The sequence below is a fragment of the Nonomuraea sp. NPDC003727 genome (genome assembly GCF_053586935.1).
In genome coordinates, this window is the sequence record NZ_JBSFNE010000013.1 from 48634 (window position 1) to 65369 (window position 16736).

Annotated in this window: 17 protein-coding genes; 8 read left to right on the forward strand and 9 right to left on the reverse strand. The window is 71.4% G+C overall.

Annotated elements, in window-relative coordinates; genetic code table 11:
- Window positions 1–111 precede the first annotated feature (111 nt).
- On the forward strand, window positions 112–1269 hold the full coding sequence (locus ACWDLG_RS30705; RefSeq protein ID WP_449926567.1) for a phosphatidylinositol-specific phospholipase C1-like protein: 1158 nt from the start codon (window positions 112–114) through the stop codon (window positions 1267–1269).
- Here ACWDLG_RS30705 and ACWDLG_RS30710 read toward each other — a convergent pair.
- The 3 genes from ACWDLG_RS30710 to ACWDLG_RS30720 all read right to left on the reverse strand — a co-directional run bounded on the left by ACWDLG_RS30710 (window position 1244) and on the right by ACWDLG_RS30720 (window position 3438).
- Window positions 1244–1873, reverse strand: coding sequence for a cytidylate kinase-like family protein (locus ACWDLG_RS30710; RefSeq protein WP_449926570.1), 630 nt, complete (start codon window positions 1871–1873; stop codon window positions 1244–1246). The two genes, ACWDLG_RS30705 and ACWDLG_RS30710, sit on opposite strands and share 26 nt — an antisense overlap.
- 9 nt (window positions 1874–1882) lie before the next feature.
- Window positions 1883–2815, reverse strand: coding sequence for a tetratricopeptide repeat protein (locus tag ACWDLG_RS30715; protein ID WP_449926573.1), 933 nt, complete (start codon window positions 2813–2815; stop codon window positions 1883–1885).
- Window positions 2816–2937: 122 nt separating this feature from the next.
- On the reverse strand, window positions 2938–3438 hold the full coding sequence (locus tag ACWDLG_RS30720; protein WP_354917329.1) for a MarR family winged helix-turn-helix transcriptional regulator: 501 nt from the start codon (window positions 3436–3438) through the stop codon (window positions 2938–2940).
- A gap of 217 nt (window positions 3439–3655) precedes the next feature.
- Between ACWDLG_RS30720 and ACWDLG_RS30725 the strand changes: the two genes are divergently transcribed.
- Both ACWDLG_RS30725 and ACWDLG_RS30730 read left to right on the forward strand, forming a co-directional pair.
- Entirely contained in the window at window positions 3656–4990 is a 1335-nt protein-coding gene (locus ACWDLG_RS30725; RefSeq protein ID WP_449926577.1) for a hypothetical protein, read from the forward strand.
- A 39-nt stretch (window positions 4991–5029) separates the two neighbouring features.
- Window positions 5030–5680, forward strand: coding sequence for a DUF4230 domain-containing protein (locus ACWDLG_RS30730; RefSeq protein ID WP_449926580.1), 651 nt, complete (start codon window positions 5030–5032; stop codon window positions 5678–5680).
- Here ACWDLG_RS30730 and ACWDLG_RS30735 read toward each other — a convergent pair.
- Entirely contained in the window at window positions 5677–7314 is a 1638-nt protein-coding gene (locus ACWDLG_RS30735) for a DUF885 family protein (protein ID WP_449926583.1), read from the reverse strand. The genes ACWDLG_RS30730 and ACWDLG_RS30735 overlap by 4 nt on opposite strands.
- Before the next feature lie 170 nt (window positions 7315–7484).
- Between ACWDLG_RS30735 and ACWDLG_RS30740 the strand changes: the two genes are divergently transcribed.
- Window positions 7485–7637, forward strand: coding sequence for a hypothetical protein (locus ACWDLG_RS30740; RefSeq protein WP_354917317.1), 153 nt, complete (start codon window positions 7485–7487; stop codon window positions 7635–7637).
- Window positions 7638–7763: 126 nt separating this feature from the next.
- Here the strand turns inward: ACWDLG_RS30740 and ACWDLG_RS30745 are convergent, their stop codons facing one another.
- Window positions 7764–8954, reverse strand: coding sequence for an acetyl-CoA C-acetyltransferase (locus ACWDLG_RS30745; RefSeq protein WP_354917314.1), 1191 nt, complete (start codon window positions 8952–8954; stop codon window positions 7764–7766).
- 139 nt (window positions 8955–9093) lie between these two features.
- On the opposite strand from ACWDLG_RS30745, the gene mce reads away from it, so the two are divergent.
- The 3 genes from mce to ACWDLG_RS30760 all read left to right on the forward strand — a co-directional run bounded on the left by mce (window position 9094) and on the right by ACWDLG_RS30760 (window position 12401).
- The gene (mce, locus tag ACWDLG_RS30750; RefSeq protein WP_354917310.1) at window positions 9094–9519 is read left to right on the forward strand and encodes a methylmalonyl-CoA epimerase; all 426 of its coding nucleotides are present in this window, start codon (window positions 9094–9096) and stop codon (window positions 9517–9519) included.
- Between the two features lie 189 nt (window positions 9520–9708).
- Entirely contained in the window at window positions 9709–11019 is a 1311-nt protein-coding gene (locus tag ACWDLG_RS30755; protein ID WP_354917307.1) for a DivIVA domain-containing protein, read from the forward strand.
- Window positions 11020–11132: 113 nt separating this feature from the next.
- Window positions 11133–12401 carry an AI-2E family transporter gene (locus ACWDLG_RS30760; protein ID WP_449926590.1) on the forward strand — a complete coding sequence of 423 codons (1269 nt, stop codon included), beginning with the start codon at window positions 11133–11135 and terminating at the stop codon, window positions 12399–12401.
- Here the strand turns inward: ACWDLG_RS30760 and ACWDLG_RS30765 are convergent.
- The 4 genes from ACWDLG_RS30765 to ACWDLG_RS30780 form a co-directional block, all read right to left on the reverse strand.
- Window positions 12361–13155 carry an alpha/beta fold hydrolase gene (locus ACWDLG_RS30765; RefSeq protein WP_449926593.1) on the reverse strand — a complete coding sequence of 265 codons (795 nt, stop codon included), beginning with the start codon at window positions 13153–13155 and terminating at the stop codon, window positions 12361–12363. The genes ACWDLG_RS30760 and ACWDLG_RS30765 overlap by 41 nt on opposite strands.
- A 137-nt stretch (window positions 13156–13292) precedes the next feature.
- Complete coding sequence (locus ACWDLG_RS30770) at window positions 13293–14003, reverse strand: alpha/beta hydrolase (protein ID WP_449926596.1); 711 nt, start codon at window positions 14001–14003, stop codon at window positions 13293–13295.
- Between the two features lie 20 nt (window positions 14004–14023).
- Entirely contained in the window at window positions 14024–14314 is a 291-nt protein-coding gene (locus ACWDLG_RS30775) for an ATP/GTP-binding protein (RefSeq protein ID WP_449926599.1), read from the reverse strand.
- A complete protein-coding gene (locus ACWDLG_RS30780; RefSeq protein ID WP_449926602.1) occupies window positions 14311–15723 on the reverse strand; it encodes a 3-hydroxyacyl-CoA dehydrogenase in 1413 nt (470 codons plus the stop codon). Before ACWDLG_RS30780 ends, ACWDLG_RS30775 begins: the two co-directional genes overlap by 4 nt.
- 36 nt (window positions 15724–15759) lie before the next feature.
- Between ACWDLG_RS30780 and nucS the strand changes: the two genes are divergently transcribed.
- Window positions 15760–16422 carry an endonuclease NucS gene (gene nucS, locus ACWDLG_RS30785; RefSeq protein ID WP_449926605.1) on the forward strand — a complete coding sequence of 221 codons (663 nt, stop codon included), beginning with the start codon at window positions 15760–15762 and terminating at the stop codon, window positions 16420–16422.
- The last annotated feature ends 314 nt before the right edge of the window (window positions 16423–16736 follow it).

Below are 16736 nucleotides of genomic sequence, written 5' to 3' on the forward strand. Positions count from 1 at the left end.
TTACGGGCGTGTTTACGGACATTTCCGAAAAGGGAGAACTCTTTCTTGATCGGGTGTTCACCGCCTCCGGCGACCGTCGGAGGCGCCCCCACGAACCCCTCGAGGAGCCGCATGCCCCGCCTCACCGCCCTGCTCGCCGCGACCGCGCTGGCCGTCCTCACCTCGGCGGCACCGGCCGTCGGCACCACCGGCAGGTCCGACGTCAGGATCAACCAGATCCAGACGATCGCCACCCACAACAGCTACCACCGCGAGCTGACCGACGCCGAGAAGGACGTCCAGCGCAGGACCGACGCCAACTGGTGGAACCTGCAGTACTCCCATCCGGCCATCCCGCACCAGTTCGGCACGCAGCGGGTGCGCGGGATCGAGCTCGACGTCTTCCCCGACCCGCAGGGCGGCCTCTACACCAAGCCGCTGGTGCGCAGGGACGCCGGGCTGCCGCCGCTGCAGGACCCGGGCCTGGCCGCGCCGGGCTTCAAGGTGCTGCACTGGGCCGACCACGACTACGCCACCAACTGCTCGACGCTGGTGGCCTGCCTGCGCCAGGTGCGCGACTGGTCGGACGCCAACCCGGGCCACGTCCCGCTGACCATCCTGACCGAGCTCAAGCGCACCGACCCGGCCAAGGAGGCCATGGGCGGCGCCAAGAGCCCCACCTGGGACGCGGCCCTGCTCGACGCCCTCGACGCGGAGATCCGCGGCGTCTTCTCCGACGACCGGCTCATCACCGCCGACGACCTGCGCAGGCCCGGCCTCTCGCTGGAGCAGAGCGTGCTGAAGTACGGCTGGCCGCGCCTGGAGTCCGCGCGCGGCAAGGTGATGTTCTTCATGGACAACTCAGGGGCCGACGTCCAGACGCCCTACCTGACCGGCCACCCCAACCTGGAGGGCAGGGTGCTGTTCACCAACTCCAGGCCGGGCCATCCCGACGCCGCCTTCATCGGCTGGAACGACCCGCTGGGCGCCAACACCGCCCAGATCCAGGACTTCGTGCGGCGCGGCTACTACGTCCGCACCCGCTCGGACGTGCCGTTCACCGAGGCCAGGTCGGGAGACACCACCCGGCTGAAGGCGGCGCTCGACAGCGGCGCCCAGATGATCAGCACCGACTTCCCCGTCGTCGGCCTGTCGGCGCGCAACGGCAGCGACTACGTGGCCGAGTTGCCCGGCGGCGCGACCGCGCGCTGCAACCCGGTCAGCGCGGAGCGCGGCTGCCGCGACCACACGCTGGAGCCTCGCCTCAGGACAGCGCCTCAGCAGCCGTGACGACGAGCTCGACACAGACCCGCACCGGGATCGTGGTGCTGTCGATGACGAGCTGGTAGTGCTGCGGATCGGCCGGGTCGGCCCGGTAGAAATGCCGGACATATGCCGACCTGGCCCGATCGTTGTCCTCGACCACCCTGCGCGCCTCGCGCTCGGACACCTCCGCGAGCGCCGCCGTCTGCAGCACCCGCCTGCGCAGCGGCGCGTCGAGGCGCACGTGCAGGGCGCCCGGATGGTCGGCCAGCACCAGCGCGCCCGCACGGCCGAGGAACACCCCGCCCGTGGCCCGCGCCGTCTCCTTGATCATGCGTTCGGTGCGGTTGACGAACTCCTCAGGCGCCAGGGGCATCGAGCCCGGCAGGTACATGTCGACTCCCCCGAAGGTGACCGTCGGCAGCCGCATCGCCCCTGAGAGCAGCCGTCCGAGGCCGTGTTCCGCCCTGTCGTCGTGGACCAGCGCCTCTTCCAGGGAGCAGCCGAGCTCCTGGGCCACGGCGCTGGGAATCGCCCGGTCGACGAAGGGGACGCCAAGGCGCTCGGCGACGGCCGGGCCGATGACGCTCCCAGCCGTGCCGTATGTCGCCGAAATGGTGACGACCCGCATGGCTCCAGGCTAGAACAGCGCGCTCGAAAGCGCCCTACGTCCTTTCACCAGAGCCGGGTCGTCGCCGGGCAGCGCCTCGAACAGACCGAGCAGGTGCTTGCGCACGGTGTCGCGCTCCTCGCCCGAGGTGCGCTTGACCACCCCGACCAGTCTGCTGAAGGCCTCGTCGACGTTGCCCGCGAGCATCTCGAGGTCGGCGGCGAGCAGCTGCGCCTCGATGTCGGCGGGATCCTGCATGCGGCGCTGCACCTCGGCGGGGTCGACCCCGGCGGTGCGCTTGATGAGGCCCACACCGGCCAGGCCCATCCGGGCGTCCTCGTCGCCGGGCGAGCGGGCCAGCAGGCGCTCGTAGGCGTCGGCGGCCGCGTCGAGGTCGCCCTCGTCGATGGCCTTCTCGGCGGCCGCGAGGTCGGGGTCGAGGGGCGCCGCCTCGGGCGCGGGAGCGCCGTCCTCGACGGCGGACGGCCTGGCGTCCGGGTTGGCCTGGTAGAACTGCTCGACCGCGCCCATCAGCTCGTCGAGCCAGCGGCGTACCTCGGGCTCGGGCAGCACCTGCTGGAACCCGGTCACCGCCTGGCCCTGGAAGATGGCCAGCACGGTCGGCACGGCCTGCACGCGCAGCGCCTGGGCGACCTGCGGGCTGGTGTCGACGTTGACCTTGGCCAGCGTGACCCTGCCGCCGAAGTCGGAGACGACCTTCTCCAGGACGGGGGTGAGCTGGGCGCTGCCGGGGGCGCGCGGAGACCACAGGTCGAGGATGACGGGCACGCTCATCGACCGGTCGATGACGTCGGTCGTGAACGTCTCGTCGGTGACGTCGACCACCGAGGCAGCCGCCTGGGGACCCGCGGCCTCCCGCCGGGCCTGTGCCTCGAGTGCCTGCTTCCTGGCGCCCAGATCCACCGCTCCGTAGAGCGATCCGGGCCGAGAGATGTCCGCCATGCTCCTCATCTTGCCGCATCTTGGTGACTGAAGGCGCAGGAGCCCGCCACGAGCCGGGCCGGGCGCGGCCCTCTGAGGCCGAGCCGCGGGAGCCCGCAACCGGCCGCGGGCGGGCGCGACCCTCAGCCGCCGAAGTCGCCCGAGGCCACCCTGAGCGTGCGGAGCAGGTCGAACATCTCGCGTAGTTCGTCCTCGCCGTACATGGTCATGCCGAAGTCAGCGTTCATCAGGTCGCCGGTCGCGGCGGCCACGATCTCCCTCCCCTTGTCGGTGATCTCGGCGAGGACCCCGCGGCCGTCGCGCGGATTGCGCAGACGAACGACCAGACCCGCCTTCTCCAGGCGATCGACGGTGTTGGTGACGCTGGTGGGATGCACCATCAGGCGCTCACCGATCTTGGACAGCGGGAGGGCGCCGGTTCTGCTGAAGGTCAACAACACGAGCGCTTCGTATCTGGCGAAGGTCAAGTCATACGGCTTGAGGAGCGAGTCCAGTTGCGACAGCAGGATCTGGTGCGCTCTCATGATCGAAGTGACCGCGGCCATGGCGGAGGACGGCCCGAAGTGAACGCGCCAGGTCTCAGCAGCGCGCTCGATCGGATCGAACGGCAGGTTGAGCGACACACCGTTACGTTAGCGTGCCCTCGTCCTGGTTCGTATGATTACTCAGCGCAACCAGATTCACCGCTTGACCAAGAACCCGGGCGCTAATCATCACGCTCAGTTATGGTTCTCGCACGAAACGGTGACGCGGAGCCCAGGGGACGGCCATGAGCCGGTGTTCCGCGGTCGCTGATGGGGCACGGGGGGTGCTTGATGTATTTCAGCGGGGGGTTTCGCCGTGCGTGAGCACGCCGGCGTCACGCGCGAGGAACTGAAGCAGAGCGCGGCCGTCACGACGGCCGTGCTCTTGGCGCTGGGCCTGGTGGCCGCCTGGAGCGTCCTGATCCCGGGCGTCGACGCGTGGGAGAACATCGTGGTCGCGGTGATCGGGTCGCTGAAGCTGACCGGTCCCGTGGCGGCCGCGTTCGCGGCGTGGGTGGCCGTGCGCAAGCGGCGCGCGCTGCGCGGCAGGACCGTGTCGACATGGATCGCGCTGAAGGCGCCGCTGGCCATCGTGGTCGTGGTGGTGGGCTCGTTCGCGGCCACCGTGCTGGTGCTGGCGGTCAAGACGGTGCTGACCGAGCAGGCCGGGCGGCTCAACCTGGCGGGCCTGGGCATGGGCATGGCGGGGCTGGCGCTCTACGCCGTCATCGGCTGGGTGGCCGGCTGGCTCGTGCCGCGGGCGATGACGCCACTGGCGGCGGGGCTGGGCTGCTACGCGCTGTTCACCTGGCTGGCCGACGGCAAGACGTGGGTCGACAAGCTCGCTCCCGGCACCGGCGAGCCGTACGACCTGTTCCAGGGCCTGGCCGCCGCCGCCTTCCTCGACCAGACGCTGTGGCTGCTCGGCGTCGCACTGGCCCTGCTGCTCGGCTGGGCCGCGGTGGTGACCAGGCAGGCCCTGGTACTGGCCTTCGCGCTGATGGCGGTCCTCGCCGCCGGCACCGGGGTGGCCAGGCTGGTGACCGAGCCCAAGGCGGCCAGCGCGCTGCCCCTGGTCTACAGCTGCCAGGAGTGGCCGATCACGGTGTGCCTGCACCCCGGCATGCGGGGCGGGCTGACCGAGGTGGGCGACACGTTCACCAAGATCGCTTCGAAGCTGTCGGGCACTCCCGCCGCCTTCACCAGGGTCGAGCAGCGGCCGCTGGGCGAGAGCCTGCGCGCCTCGACGGGCATCGTGCCGATCCACGTGCCCGACCTGTCGACGGGCTTCGCCGACCAGGCCGCCTACGACTTCGTCGAGAGCCTGGCCGCCGACTGCTCGGGCACGACCGCCGACGGCTACCGGGAGATCGTGACGGCGTGGCTGCGCGGCGAGCCGCTGCCCGGCGGGCCGCTGCCGCAGCACCAGTACGCCGCGGCGTGGTTCTCCGGCCTGAGCGAGCACCAGCGCCGCGAGTGGCTGCGCATGTTCTACACCGACTTCCAGTCGTGCCAGCTGTCGGCCAGGCACTTCGGCGGCGGGCCTGCGCTCGCCTCGCCCGTCCCCAGCGTCAGCCAGAGCTATCCGGTCTATCCCACCTCGAGCGGCGCGAGCCAGGGTCCGGAGATGTCACCGCAGAGCTGGCGTTGATCATGTAGACACTGGTTGTATGAGGGCAGTGGTGTCTGCATGAATGTTCAGACGGCGGCCACGCGCAGGCGATGGCGATACGTGGCGGGACTGCTGGTGCTGGCGGTCCTGGTGGTGGTGGGCGCCCGGCTGGCCTGGACCTGGCTCAACCCCTTCGACGAGCGGACCGTGGACCGCAGCCAGCCGGTGCTGCTGCAGTCCATCCACGATCTGTCCAGGTTCGAGGCGGCCACCGGGTCCTTCCAGGTCGTCGTCGACCTGGAGAAGGACGCCCCGTTCCTGCCCGACGCGGTCAAGGGCTCGCGCACCCTGTTCGTCGGCGCCGGCAACGTCGACGCCTACGTCGACTTCGGGTCGCTGGCCAAGGACGCGGTGACCGTCAACGCCGACCGCACCGAGGTCACCGTACGCCTGCCCGCCGCCCAGCTGGAGAAGCCCAACCTCGACAACAGGCGCTCCTACGTCTTCGCCCACCAGCGCGGGCTGATCGACAGGGTGCAGGGCTTCCTGTCGTCGTCGCCGGACAACCAGCAGGAGCTGTACGTCCTGGCCGAGAAGAAGATCTCCGAGGCCGCGGTCGCCAGCGACCTGCGGACCCGCGCCGACGCCAACACCAAGGCGATGCTGGAGGGGCTGCTGAAGTCGCTCGGCTTCAGCAAGGTGACGGTGACCTCGACGGCCGCCTCCTAGCCCCGCTCCGCCAGGCGGTCGGCCTCCTCGAGGTGGTCGGTGAGGCCGAGCAGCTCCCAGCGCTGGAGGGCGAGCGGCACGTTGCCCTCCAGCCAGAGCCGGTCGTGGAAGGCGCCGAGGTCGAACGCCTCGCCCTGCCGGCGCGACGCGGTGGCCAGCAGGTCGAGCACCTGCAGCTTGCCGATCTGGTAGCTCAGCCCCTGTCCCGGGTTGCCGGAGAAGAACACCGCCTCCTCCCACGCCGTCGCCCGGTCCATCGGCACCGCCTCGGCCAGCACGTCCGCCGCCTGGTCCAGCGTCAGGTCGCCGAGCGCGAGGGCGATGTCCACCTCGACGCGCAGCGCCCGCAACCGCATGGCGTTGGCCACGAACACGGCGCTGTGCGGGGCGTCGTCGAACAGCCCCGACTGCAGCATCAGCTCCTCGTGGTAGAACGCGATGCCCTCGTTGGCCGCCGAGTCGTAGTAGCGGCGCCGTACGGGATCAGGGTGCCGCCACGACAGCGCCAGCTGCTGGGCGTGCACGCCCTCGTGGGCGAGCTGGGCGCGCGGGTCGCGGGCGGCGGCCAGCTCGAAGTACGGCAGGCCCGGCCGGGGCGGCTCGACATACCTGACGGCGTCGGCGTCGGGACTCGACTCGACACCGATCTCGTGCGGGACGCCGAGCCACGCCAGAGGCGCCAGGTAGGCGGGCATCTCGGCGAAGCGGTAGTGGCGCAGGGTGGCGGGCTGGCCCAGCAGTCCCCTGTCCACGTAGAAGGCGCGCAGCGCGAGCTCGTCGGCCGCCTCCCGGGTGACGAGGGCCGCGGCGTCGGCCGGGAGGACGGGGTCGGGCGCGTCGCGGTGGCGGTGCCGCAGCGTCGCCTCCATCGCCACCGCCCTGTCCCATTCCTGGCGCCCCATGGCGCGCAGCCGCTCGGCCCCGTACGGCAGCAGCGCCACCCTGTGGAGGAAGAAGGCCAGCCCCTCGGGCCCGACGGCCGTCTCGTCGGCGAACGACGGCATCCGCTCGTCCAGCCACGCGGCGAAGCCGTCGAGCGCCCGCACGGCCGCCTCCGTCGCCTCTCCCAGCCCCTCGTCGGACGGCAGCAGCGGCGCGAGGGCCGACATCGCGGTGCGCAGGGCCGTCCCCGCGCCGTCGAGCAGCGTCATCGCCGAGCGGGCGAACGGCGCGGCGGCGTGGCCCTCCAGGTTCTCGCGGCCATGGGCGAGCACCGAGGGGATCGCGCCCAGCACCGTGACGATCGAGGCGGCCCGCTCGGCGGTGAACGGCGGCGGGGGCAGCAGCCGGTTGTAGACGGCCACCAGGGCCTGGTCGACGTAGAAGCAGGGGTTGCGCCGCCACGAGCGCAGCACGTCCAGCTCCCACCGCACCCTGGCCAGCGCCGAGCCCAGCAGCCTGGCGTCGACCCTGACCTCGACGGGCGCTTCGGCCAGGTCGAGCGCGCGCAGCTCGGCGTCGAAGGCGCGCCACGCCTCCCGCCTGGCAGCCACCGCGGCGGCCGACCAGTCGGGGACCCAGCCGGGCGGACGCTCCACCCTGGTGATGTCGTCGGAGGTGTCGGGAGCGGTCGCCATCCGCCACTCCCACAAGCGCTCCGCCAGCTCCCCGAGCACGCCGCCCGCGTCCGCCATCCCGCACCTACCTCCCGATCCCCGCATGCCTAGGCATCGCTCACCCCGCCTTAGGCGTCCTGTGCCGCTACCTCAGGCAGGACATAGGGCATCCGTCCGATGTGGCGGGGCGGGCCTTAGCCCGAATCTAGAGAGTGTCAGGGAAAAACACGACATCACGGGAGACCCGGATGAACCCCGAAATCAACTACGAGATCATGCGGAGCCGGATCGGCGAGCTCCACACCGTGGCCGCGGAGGAGCGGCTGGCGAGGCAGGCGCGCAGGTCGCCGCATGCCGAGCGCCGGCACCGCTCGCTCTTCGCCCGCCTCCGCGCCGCATGATCCCCGTCCGACAGCCCGGCCGCCATCACCTCTGCGGCCGGGCTTTCTCGTCGTCCTGACCGATCCGTTTCCTGACCGATCCGCTTCTGGCCGATCCGTTCCCTGACCGATCCGCTTCCTGGCCGATCAGCCGTTCTGCGGCACGCGGATGATGAGGGCGTCGCCCTGGCCGCCGCCTCCGCACAGCCCCGCCGCGCCGAGCCCGCCGCCGCGCCGCTTCAGCTCGTGCGCCAGCGTCAGCACGATCCGCGCGCCCGAGGCGCCGATCGGGTGCCCCAGCGCGATGCCGCCGCCGTTGACGTTCACCTTCTCGTACGGCAGGCCGAGCTCCTTGGCCGACTGGATCACCACGCTGGCGAACGCCTCGTTGATCTCCACCAGGTCGAGGTCGTCCACCGACAGCCCCTGCTTGGCGAGCGCGTGCTTGATCGCGTTGGCCGGCTGCGACTGCAGCGAGGCGTCGGGCCCGGCGACGTTGCCGTGGCGGCCGATCTCGGCCAGCCAGGGCAGCCCCAGCTCCTCCGCCTTCGCCCTGGACATGACCACCACGGCGCACGCGCCGTCGGAGATCTGCGAGGCGGACCCGGCGGTGATGGTCCCGTCGGCGGCGAAGGCGGGCCGCAGCTTGGCCAGCGTCTCCACGGTCGTGTCGCCGCGCACGCCCTCGTCGTCCTTGACGACCACGGGCTCGCCGCGCCGCTGGGGGATCTCGACGGGGACGATCTCGTCGTCGAACACGCCGTTCTTGATGGCGGCGGCGGCCAGCTGGTGGGAGCGGGCCGAGAACTCGTCCTGCTCGGCCCTGCCGATGCCGAGCCCGGCGTTGTAGCGCTCGGTCGACTCGCCCATGGCGCACTGGTCGAAGGCGCAGAACAGGCCGTCGTGCGCCATCGAGTCGACGATCTGCGAGCCGCCGTACTTGACGCCCTTGCGCAGGGCGGGCAGCAGGTGCGGGGCGTTGGTCATGGACTCCATGCCGCCCGCGACGACGATGTCGAACTCGCCCGCGCGGATCAGCTGGTCGGCCATCGCGATGGCGTCCAGGCCCGACAGGCAGACCTTGTTGATGGTCACCGACGGCACGGTCATCGGGATGCCGGCCTTGACCGCGGCCTGGCGAGAGGGGATCTGCCCGGCGCCGGCCTGCAGCACCTGGCCCATGATGACGTACTCGACCTGCTCGGGTGAGACTCCGGCGCGCTCGAGCGCGGCCTTGATCGCCAGGCCGCCCAGGTCGACGGCCTGCTGGCCGGACAGGGCGCCGAGCAGGCGTCCGATGGGAGTGCGAGCTCCGGCGACGATGACGGAACCAGACATGGCAGCGGGCCTCCTGTGCACGCGAGGGGACGTTTGACACGATACCCATCGGTGTGGAACGCATCCCAGGGGGCCACTCCCCCTGGGAAGTCCATTCCATCCGGCACAGCCGAGCGACCACCATGGAGGCGGATCACACGTGTTTATGCGCATCGACCACATCGGGATCGCCTGCCACGATCTGGAGGAGAAGATCGCGCTGTTCGAGCGGACGTTCGAGCTGACGGTCGTGGCGCGCGAGACCAACGAGGAGCAGGGCGTCAAGGAGGCGATGCTGCACATCGCCGACGGTGAGGGTGGCGGCTCCTACATTCAGCTGCTCGAGCCGCTGTCGCCGGACTCCCCGGTCGGGAAGTTTCTCGCCAAGCGCGGCGAAGGCGTCCATCACGTGGCATTCGGTGTCCCGGACGTAGCGGACGCCATGCAACAAATCAGCGCGAAAGGCGTCAGGCTGCTGGACGAGCGGCCTCGACATGGATCAATGGGTTCCTCGATCGCGTTTCTGCACCCCAAGGACGTGGGAGGAATGCTCACGGAGCTGGTTCAGGCAACTGGCTCCCGGTAAACGCAAAAAAGGTTCATATGTAACTAGTAACGCAGATAGTTGGACGGGGCCTCCAAGGCGGCAACAGCGGAGTACGCTGGCCTACCACCGGACATGGAGCCTGCTGCCAGGAGCAGGCTCCAGACTCGGATGTCCCGAACCCCCCGTCCGGCCCGTGTAGCCGTCTCGACAACCCAGGATCGAGCCTCCATGCAGTCCGACATCGACGCCCAGCTCAACAACTTCTTCGAGGACGCCCCAGCGCGCGAGTTCGACGTGGTGCTCCGTGGTTACGACCGGCACCAGGTCCACGACCACCTCAAGCAGCTCGACAACGAGCTGCGCCAGTCCCGCGAGCAGGTCACCAGCCTGCAGCGCGACCTGTCCGACTCCCAGCGGCAGCTGCAGGAGCAGGAGCGCCCCACCTACTCGGGTCTCGGCGCCCGCATCGAGCAGCTCCTGCGCCTTGCCGAGGAGCAGGCCACCGAGCTCGTCCAGGCCGCCAGGTCCGAGGCCAACGAGATCAAGGCCCACGCCAAGGTCGAGGCCGCCGACCTGCGCGCCGCCGCCGAGAGCGAGGCGGCCGAGAAGCGCGCCCAGGCCACCCGGGAGGCCGACGACCTGCGCACCACCGCCGAGCGCGAGGCCGAGGAGATCCGTTCGACGGCCCGCCGCGAGGCCGAGGAGCTGACCAACACCACCGAGCGCGAGGCCGCCAAGCTGCGTGCCACCGCCGACCACGAGGTGGCCGAGAAGCGCGCCGACGCCGAGCGTGAGATCGCCAAGCTGCGCACCACCACCGAGCGCGAGGTCGCCCAGCTGCGCGCCTCGACCAAGCGGGAGCGCGACGAGGTCCTCACCACCGCCAAGCGCCAGGCCGACGAGATGCGCGCCCAGGCCCAGCGGGTGCTGGAGGAGTCCGAGGCGAAGCGGGCCCAGGACGAAGCCGAGTTCGAGATCCAGCTCGCCTCCCGCCGCGAGGAGGCCGAGCGCCAGGAGGCCGAGCGCCACGCGACCGCGCAGGCCGCCACCCAGAAGCTGGTGGCCGAGGCCGAGCAGCGCGCGGCGACCGCCGAGTCCCGCGCCACCAAGGCCACCCAGCAGGCCGAGCAGACCCGCCGCGAGGCCGACACCCACGCCAAGCAGCTGGTCGCCAACGCCCGCAAGAACGCCGACCAGGTCGCGTCCGAGGCCAAGGCCAGCGCCGAGCACATCGTCAGCGAGGCCAAGGCCGAGGCCGAGCGCATCCGCACCAGCATGCAGCGCCAGGTCGACGAGCTGACCAGGCAGCGTGACAGCATCACCAGCCACCTCGCGCAGCTGCGCCAGCTGCTCGGCGGCGCGCCCCTTCCTGGCATGGACCCCGAGCCGGCCGTCACCGCCGCCCCGCCGAAGCCGGCCCTGGCGCCTTCGGCGTCCAACGGCAGCGAGAAGCCGGCGCCCGCGCCCGCGCCCGCACCCGCCGCTGCGGCCGCCAAGCCGCAGGCCGCGGACGACGACTCGGAGTGGTGGCAGGAGTAGCCCGATCCGGAGGCTGATCGACGGCTGAAGAGAGCCTGGTGACCTTGGGTCGCTAGGCTCTCTTCTTGTCCGTGTACGGCTTGACCGGATCCCCCCACTTCCCTGGAGCCATCGTGACCGCCGACGTCGAGGAACCCGCGTCCCCCGAGCAGGGCCCCCCGGCGGCGGAGCAGACCACGACAGCCGCGGGGGACCCGGCGGCGGCACCGACCACAGCAGCCATGGCGAGCCCGGCGGCGGAACCGACCACAGCACCCGCGGCGAGCCCGGCCACGACGGTCGCGGGGGACCCGGGGGCGCCCCAGGCCGGGGGGTGGAGCCAGGTCGACGGCGCGCTGCCGTACGGGATGCCGGGCAAGCCCCTGGCCCGGGGACCTTTCCTGTTCGGTCTCGTGGGCGGGCTCGGCGTGCTGACCGCGATCGCCATCGGTCATCTGATCACCAACTCGCTGAGCGTGATCATTCTCATCGTGGTGGCGATGTTCCTGGCGGCGGGGCTCAATCCGGCCGTCGAGGCGCTGCAGCGGCGGCGCATGAAGCGGCGCACGTCCATCTCGATCGTCTTCGCCGGCGTCATCGTCCTGTTCGCGCTGTTCGGCCTGGCCATCGTGCCGCCGGTGAGCCAGGAGTCGGCCGACTTCATCGCCGCCGTGCCCGGCTACTTCGACCAGCTCATCGCCAACCCGACGCTCAGGCAGCTGGACGCCGACTACCAGCTCCTGCCGAAGCTGGCGGCGTTCGTCACCGACACGCTCGCGCCCTCGCTCGCCGGCGGGCTGGTCGGCGCGGGCCTGGTGGTCCTGGACGGGGTGTTCACCGGTGTGACGTTGCTGGTGCTGATGCTCTACTTCCTCGGCTCCCTGCACTCGATCAAGGAGTACCTGCTCAAGCTCGTGCCGGCCTCGCGCCGTACCAGGACCGCCGCCATCACCGAGGAGATCCTCGACGGCATCGGCGGCTACGTGGCGGGCAACATCCTCATCTCCGTCATCGCGGGCGTGCTGAGCTGGGCGTTCCTGACCGTCGCGGGGGCGCGCTACGCCCTGGCGCTGGCCCTGGTGATCGCGCTCACCGACCTGATCCCGCTGGTCGGCGCGACGATCGGCGCGGTGCTGGTGAGCGGCGTGGCGTTCCTGCAGTCGGTGCCGCTCGGCATCGCGTGCGCGATCTTCTTCCTCGTCTACCAGCAGGTCGAGAACTACCTCATCTACCCGCGCGTCATGAAGCGCTCGGTGGACGTGGCCCCCGCCGTGACCGTGATCGCGGCGCTGTTCGGCGGCGCCCTGCTGGGCATCGTCGGCGCCCTGCTGGCCATCCCGGTGGCCGCCGCGATCGCGCTGATCATCCGCGAGATCGTGCTGCCTCGCCAAGCTCGGAGCTGACGAACGCGGCCACGGCCGCGTTGAAGGCCTCCGGCTGCTCGACCGCGCTCAGGTGGCCGGCCCGCTCGATCACCGTCAACCGCCCGTCCGGTACGGCCCGCAGCATCGCCTCGGCGTCGTCGCGGGTGGTGAGCCCGTCCTCCTCACCGACGATCACCAGGGCGGGGGCCTTGAGCGCGGCCAGGGTGTCGAAGGAGTCGGGCCGTCCCGCCATGGCCCGCTGCGCCCACGCCACCGCGCCTGGCGGCGCCGACTGGACGAGCCCCCGGACCCTGCCGGAGACCATCGCCCTGCGCTCCTTCGTGGTCGAGCCGATGAGGCCGGGCAGGACCTCCTCGATCAGCACGCCCGTGCCGCCGGACTCCACCTGCCGCGCGATGCGCTCCCTGGTGTCCTTGGCCTGGTCGGTGTCCTGGCTCGCCTTGGTGTCGGCGAGGATCACGCCGAGCACGCGGTCGGGGTGACGCCTGCAGAAGGCCATCGTCACGTAGCCGCCCATCGACTGCCCGCCGATCACGGCCCGCTCGATCCCCTCGCCGTCGAGCATGGCGGCGACGTCGTCGGCCATGAGGTCGAGGGAGGGCTCGTCGTCGCCCAGCCTGGAGCCGCCGAACCCGCGCAGGTCGGGGGTGACGACCCGGCAGGTGGCGGCCAGGCCCTCGCGCTGGGCCAGCCACATCGCCGAGGAGAGCGGGAAGGCGTGGAGCAGGACGACGGGGACGCCGGTCCCCGCTGATCTCGTGTAGAGCTGCACGCACCTCACGGTAACCCGGTTCCCTCCGACAATCACCGTGCGGCATGTGCCGATATGCGGCCAAGGGTCTGACCGCTTCTCCCGTGGCGTCAGATCGTCCTCGCCGTGACCGAACGAGAGCGGGCCGCGCGGAAGCCTCAGCCGGTCAGATCGGTGGGCAGCGGGTAGGCCGCCGGGTTGACCCGCTTGACGATCTCGTTCAGCACGATCCGCACGTACGGCTCGCCGACCCACAGGTGCTTGGCCCCGTCGACCCCGATGACCTCGGCCCCCGGCACCCTGGCGAACCTCTCCTTGGCCTCCTCGGGACGCAGGTAGTCGTCGAACTCCGGCACCAGCGCCACCAGCGGACGCCCGAAGGCGGCCCAGGCGTCGAGATCGTCGTCCGTGGCCCGCTTGAGCGGCGGCGACAGCAGGATCGCGCCCTCCACCAGCGGATCGTGGGCCCACTTCAGCGTCAGCTCGGTGCCGAAGGACCAGCCGACCACCCACACGCGGGGCAGGTCGTGGAACTCGGCGTACTCCAGCGCCGCCGCCACGTCGTAGCGCTCCCCCTCGCCGCCGTCGAAGGCGCCCTGCGAGGTGCCGCGTTCGGAGGAGGTGCCCCTGGTGTTGAAGCGCAGGACCGCCAGGTCGGCCAGCGCGGGCAGCCGGTTGGCCGCCTTCTTGTAGACGTGGCTGTCCATGAACCCGCCGTGGGTGGGCAGCGGGTGCAGGGTCACCAGCGTCGCGACCGGCGGCCTGTCCGCGGGCAGGGCCAGCTCGCCGACCAGGGTCAGCCCGTCGGCGGTGTGCAGCTCGATCGGCTCGCGCCTGGCGGGCAGGACGGTGGCCGCGCGGATCTCCACAGCAGTTCTCCTCGATTCCCTCAGTACCTGCTGCGCCCCGGGCCCCGGTCGAGCCGCTTGCGCCAGCAGGTGGTGTGCCAATGGCGGCGTTCACTGTCGCCGCCCGTCCAGTTGGGCCAGCTCACGATATGCGCAAGACCCGGCCGGATCTCCTGGTCGCAGCCGGGACAGCGGTAGTTCTTGCCCGAGGAGGCGCCGCTGAGCATGCGGACCTTCCACTCCCCGTCGGGCCACTCCTCCACCCGGTCCGTCGAGCTGGCGAAGCCGATCGGGCGGGAGGACTCCTTCCGGCGGGCGCGTCGAGGGCTCATGGGCGGGGGAAGCGCGTCAACCCGGCGGTGACGAGGTGGTCGAGCAGCGGGGCGGGGGCGAGGGAGGGCGAGCGCCGCTCGGCGTAGAGGGCGCGCAGGCCGTCGCGTACCGTGGCCAGGCCGGCGGACTCCAGCAGCTCGAAGGGCCCCGCGGGGTAGCCGCAGCCCAGCCGCATCGCCGCGTCGATGTCACCGATGGCGGCGTAGCCGGACTCGTACATGCCGACCGCGTCGTTCAGGTGGGCGAACAGGAGGGCGTCGATCACCAGGCCGGCCCTGTCCCTGCACGGCACCGGCGTGTACCCGGCGATCTTCAGCAGGTCGCGGGCGCCGAGCACGGCCTCCTGCGCGGTCAGGACGGAGGTGGCCAGCTGCGCCACCTGCCCGGTCAGCTGGACGCGGACGGTCCTGGGCGAGCCGGGGTCGGCGCCGCCCGCCACGAGGATCACATCGGGGTCGTCGCTGTCCTTGAACCCGGCCGCGGCGAGCCGGTCGGCCAGCTCGGGCAGGCCGACGACGCGGACGGTCCGCGCGGCGGCCTTCTCGGGCTGACCGTCGGCAGGGCCGCCGTGAAAGCCCCTGCCCGACTTGCGCCCGAGCAGCCCGGCGTCGACGTAGGAGCGCAGCAGGGGCGAGGGCACGTGCCGGTCGGAGCGCGACTCCTCGAACAGCACTCCCATGATCTCGCAGGCGGTGTCGAGGCCGATCAGGTCGAGCAGCTCGAACGGCCCCATCGGCAGGCCGACGCCGAGCTTCATCGCGTTGTCGATGTCGTCGCGGCCGGCCACGCCGTGGTCCAGCAGGGTCACCGCGTGGTTGAGGTACGGCAGCAGCAGCCGGTTGACCACGAAGCCGGCCCGGTCGCCCACCGTGACCGGTGTCTTGCCCAGCCGTACGGCGAGGTCGGCGATCTCGGAGACGAGGCAGGGGGCGGTGACCACGGTGCCGACCACCTCGACCAGTCCCATGACCGGGGCGGGGTTGAAGAAGTGCATGCCGACCACCCGGTCGGGGCGTGAGGTGGCGGCGGCCAGCGCCGTGACCGACAGCGAGGAGGTGTTGGTGGCCAGGACGGTGGAGGGCTTGCAGAGACCGTCGAGCTCGGTGAACAGCGCGACCTTGACGTCCATGCGCTCCGGGACGGCCTCGATCACCAGGTCGGCGTCGCGCAGGCCGGCGCGCGAGGTGGTCAGCGTGACCCTGCCGAGAATCTCCGCACGCTCGGCCGGGGTCAGCTTCCCCTTCTGGAGCGCCCTTCCCGTGGACCTGTCCAGGTGGTCGCGCCCCCTGGCGAGCGCCTGCTCGTCGGCCTCGACGCCGGTCACCCGGATGCCCGCCCGGGCGAAGACCTCCGCTATCCCGGCCCCCATCGTGCCGAGGCCGACCACACCCACCATTTCGAACGCCATGCGACCAGTTTTCCAGAGCCGGTAGGGTTGGCCGTCATGCGGCTGGTCATCGCGCGATGCAGCGTGGATTACATGGGGCGGCTCACGGCACACCTGCCGATGGCGCCGCGGCTGGTGCTCATCAAGGCGGACGGAAGCGTGAGCATCCACGCCGACGACCGCGCGTTCAAGCCGCTCAACTGGATGAACCCGCCGTGCAAGCTCAAGGAGGACGGCGAGGTCTGGACCGTCACCCACGGCAAGACCGGCGAGAAGCTGGTGCTGACGATGGAGGAGATCCTGCACGACTCCTCCCACGAGCTGGGCGTCGACCCCGGGCTGATCAAGGACGGCGTCGAGGCGCACCTGCAGGAGCTGCTGGCCGAGCACATCAGCACGCTGGGCGAGGGCTACACGCTGATCCGCAGGGAGTACATGACGGCGATCGGGCCGGTCGACATCCTGTGCCGTGACGCGGCGGGCGCGACGGTCGCCGTGGAGATCAAGCGGCGCGGCGAGATCGACGGGGTCGAGCAGCTGACCCGCTACCTCGAACTCCTCAACCGCGACCCGCTCATCGCCCCGGTGCGGGGCGTCTTCGCCGCCCAGGAGATCAAACCGCAGGCCCGCGTGCTGGCGGGCGACCGCGGCATCGACTGCGTCACCCTCGACTACGACGCCCTCCGGGGCATCGAGCCCGAGAACCCGACCCTGTTCTAGTCCGTTCCAGTCCTGCTGTCCGGTCCTCCCGTACGGCAAGCCGGGCCGAGGCCACCGTGGTCACCGGTGGCCGCCCGTCCATCACGCGTGCTCCGGCAGGACTTCGGCGGGCCGCCGAACGCAGACGCCGGCCGCTCTGCACCGCAGGCCGCCGGCCGAGCCGGCCCACCGGGGGACCGGCAAGCCGGTGGACGACGCCGCCCGCCGACCCCGGGATGCGCGACGCCTGGGCGGGCTCATGCGCGGCGGCGCGACCGCGACCAACGCGGTGATCTCCCTCCGACCTCCTTCAGCCGCCGCCCTGACGATCTTGA

Excerpts from the sequence above, each read along its gene's own strand:
- ACWDLG_RS30705 (WP_449926567.1), top strand. The coding sequence starts at position 112 with ATGCCCCGCCTCACCGCCCTGCTCGCCGCGACCGCGCTGGCCGTCCTC.
- ACWDLG_RS30710 (WP_449926570.1), bottom strand. The coding sequence starts at position 1,873 with ATGCGGGTCGTCACCATTTCGGCGACATACGGCACGGCTGGGAGCGTC.
- ACWDLG_RS30715 (WP_449926573.1), bottom strand. The coding sequence starts at position 2,815 with ATGGCGGACATCTCTCGGCCCGGATCGCTCTACGGAGCGGTGGATCTG.
- ACWDLG_RS30730 (WP_449926580.1), top strand. The coding sequence starts at position 5,030 with ATGAATGTTCAGACGGCGGCCACGCGCAGGCGATGGCGATACGTGGCG.
- ACWDLG_RS30735 (WP_449926583.1), bottom strand. The coding sequence starts at position 7,314 with ATGGCGGACGCGGGCGGCGTGCTCGGGGAGCTGGCGGAGCGCTTGTGG.
- ACWDLG_RS30740 (WP_354917317.1), top strand. The coding sequence starts at position 7,485 with ATGAACCCCGAAATCAACTACGAGATCATGCGGAGCCGGATCGGCGAG.
- ACWDLG_RS30745 (WP_354917314.1), bottom strand. The coding sequence starts at position 8,954 with ATGTCTGGTTCCGTCATCGTCGCCGGAGCTCGCACTCCCATCGGACGC.
- ACWDLG_RS30755 (WP_354917307.1), top strand. The coding sequence starts at position 9,709 with ATGCAGTCCGACATCGACGCCCAGCTCAACAACTTCTTCGAGGACGCC.
- ACWDLG_RS30775 (WP_449926599.1), bottom strand. The coding sequence starts at position 14,314 with ATGAGCCCTCGACGCGCCCGCCGGAAGGAGTCCTCCCGCCCGATCGGC.
- ACWDLG_RS30780 (WP_449926602.1), bottom strand. The coding sequence starts at position 15,723 with ATGGCGTTCGAAATGGTGGGTGTGGTCGGCCTCGGCACGATGGGGGCC.
- nucS (WP_449926605.1), top strand. The coding sequence starts at position 15,760 with ATGCGGCTGGTCATCGCGCGATGCAGCGTGGATTACATGGGGCGGCTC.